The sequence below is a fragment of the Fibrobacter sp. genome, from assembly GCF_045131395.1.
Lineage (GTDB): Bacteria > Fibrobacterota > Fibrobacteria > Fibrobacterales > Fibrobacteraceae > Fibrobacter.
Genome location: NZ_JBGUQY010000026.1, coordinates 1 through 2005 on the forward strand (window position 1 = coordinate 1; position 2005 = coordinate 2005).

Genomic DNA, 2005 nt, shown 5'->3' on the forward strand with positions numbered 1-2005 from the left:
TGTGAATTGAAAAGTCAGATGGACATTTAGGGTGTCCATCTGGGATTTCAAATGAGGTAGCCTGTCCTTTCGCGGCGGGGTGCCCAAGCGGCGGACGGGCCCTTCACGGGAGCCCGGCCGTATTAGCTTGGGTCGCCGCGAGGGTGGGGGTCCGGGGGAGGGTTTGACCCCGGCGTCTGCAATTCCCCCCTTGCGGAAGACGAAAAGATTTCCTATTCTGCCACTTGCTACAGTAGGACCGTTTGTGCTTGCGGCGCAAACCATCAACAGAATAGGAAATCAGATGAAGAAGGAAAGAAAGCATCTCTCCCTCTCGCAGCGTATTATAATCGAAAACGGGCTGCGCGTGGGGAAGAAAATCAGGGAAATCGCCAGGGAGGCCGGAGTGTCGCGCTCGACGGTCGTGCGCGAGATCAAGGCGTACCGCTACGACAAGCTCGAGTGGTCGTGCCGGTTCGGCGGGCAGAACTGGTGCGCGAAGCGCCACACGTGCGGCGTCTTCGGGGTGTGCGCGGGCGGCAGGGGCTGCTCCGGCAAGTGCGGCCAGTGCAGGCTCTGCAACCGGTACTGCGCGGAGTTCGTCCCCGAGCGGTGCCGCGAGCACTACCACGCCGCGCCCTACGTGTGCAACAACTGCGCCTACGTCGACCGCTGTGCGCGCATGCACACGTACTACTCGGCCGAGCGTGCGGACAAGCTCGCGCGCGAGGCCTGGGGCGACGCGCACGCGGGCGCGATAGTCACGCGCGACGAGCTGCGGCGCTACGACGCGCTGATCAAGGGGGGCCTCTCGAAGGGGCAGTCGCTCTACGCGGTCTACCTTGCGAACCGCGTCCTGTTCAACTGCGACGTGAGGACGCTCTACAACTACCTGAACGACGGGCGCTTCGCGAACGCGAGGCGCGGCGACCAGCCCCGCGCGTGCATGATCAGGCCGCGCAAGAAGAAGGCGAAGGAGCACAAGGTGGACCGCGACTGCCTGAAGGGGCGGCTGTTCGAGGACTTTGTGGGCCTTCTCGAGTCCGATCCCGACGCGATCGGGCGCGTCTCGGAGATGGACACCCTAGAGGGTCGCAGGGGCGGCAAGGTCATCGCGACGTTCTTCAACGTTCAGACGATGATGATGTTCGGCGTCCTCTGCGACCACAAGGACGCCTGGTCGGCGAACGACGCGGTCGCGACGGTCCACGCGGCGTTCCTCGACGTGCAGTTCCCGATGGTCTTCGGCATCCTGCTCGGAGACAGGGGCTCCGAGTTCAGCGACCCCACGGCGATCGAGGCGTTCGGGACGAAGGTGTTCTACTGCGACGCGGGCAAGCCCGGGCAGAAAGGCTGCATCGAGCGCAACCACCACGAGATGCGCAGGATCCTCGTCAAGGGCGTCAGCTTCGACAACCTGACGCAGGAGGACGTGAACCTCGTGCTGTCGCACGTGAACAGCTACCACAGGCTGGAGCTCGGCGGGATGAGCGCGTTCGAGATGATGCGATTCTGCTACGGCGAGGAGTTCGTCGCGTCGGCGCGGGAGCTTGGGCTCGTCGAGGTCCCGGCCGAGAAGGTCAACCTGACGCCCGCGCTCATACCGGACATCGCGGAGCAGGTCATAGCAAGGGCGAGGAAGCTCGTCGACGAGGAGGAGGCGGCGCGCAGGGCGGTCGAGGAACTGCGCAGGAAGCGCGGCTGGTAGCGTGTCGTCCTGCCGCGGCTGCGGCGTGACGGCGAGATGACGGCCTGGGCCATGCGGGCTGCAGGCGTGACGGCGAACCCGTGACACGGTCCTCATGGGAGGGTGTCCACCTGAAGTTGCAAATCAAACGCAGGGGCCTGGGTCCGCACGGCGGAGCTTTGCCCAGAAACGGCCTTCTCGGGACGGATTTGGTCTGCGCACGGCGGATTGGGCAAGAAACCCAATGAAATCGAGGCGTTTGGAATCCCGGTTTGCAACACCAGATGCTACACATGTCCATCTGACGTTGCAATAGCGCATCTGACTTTTCAATTCACA

At 63.8% G+C, this 2005-nt stretch carries 1 protein-coding gene; it reads left to right on the forward strand.

Going from position 1 to position 2005, the window contains the following annotated elements; all coding sequences use genetic code 11:
- Positions 1 to 283 precede the first annotated feature (283 nt).
- Entirely contained in the window at positions 284 to 1687 is a 1404-nt protein-coding gene (locus ACJMNB_RS08500) for a transposase (protein ID WP_405341387.1), read from the forward strand.
- Positions 1688 to 2005: the final 318 nt, after the last annotated feature.

Coding starts and splice junctions, on each gene's coding strand:
- ACJMNB_RS08500 (WP_405341387.1), top strand. CDS start 284: ATGAAGAAGGAAAGAAAGCATCTCTCCCTCTCGCAGCGTATTATAATC.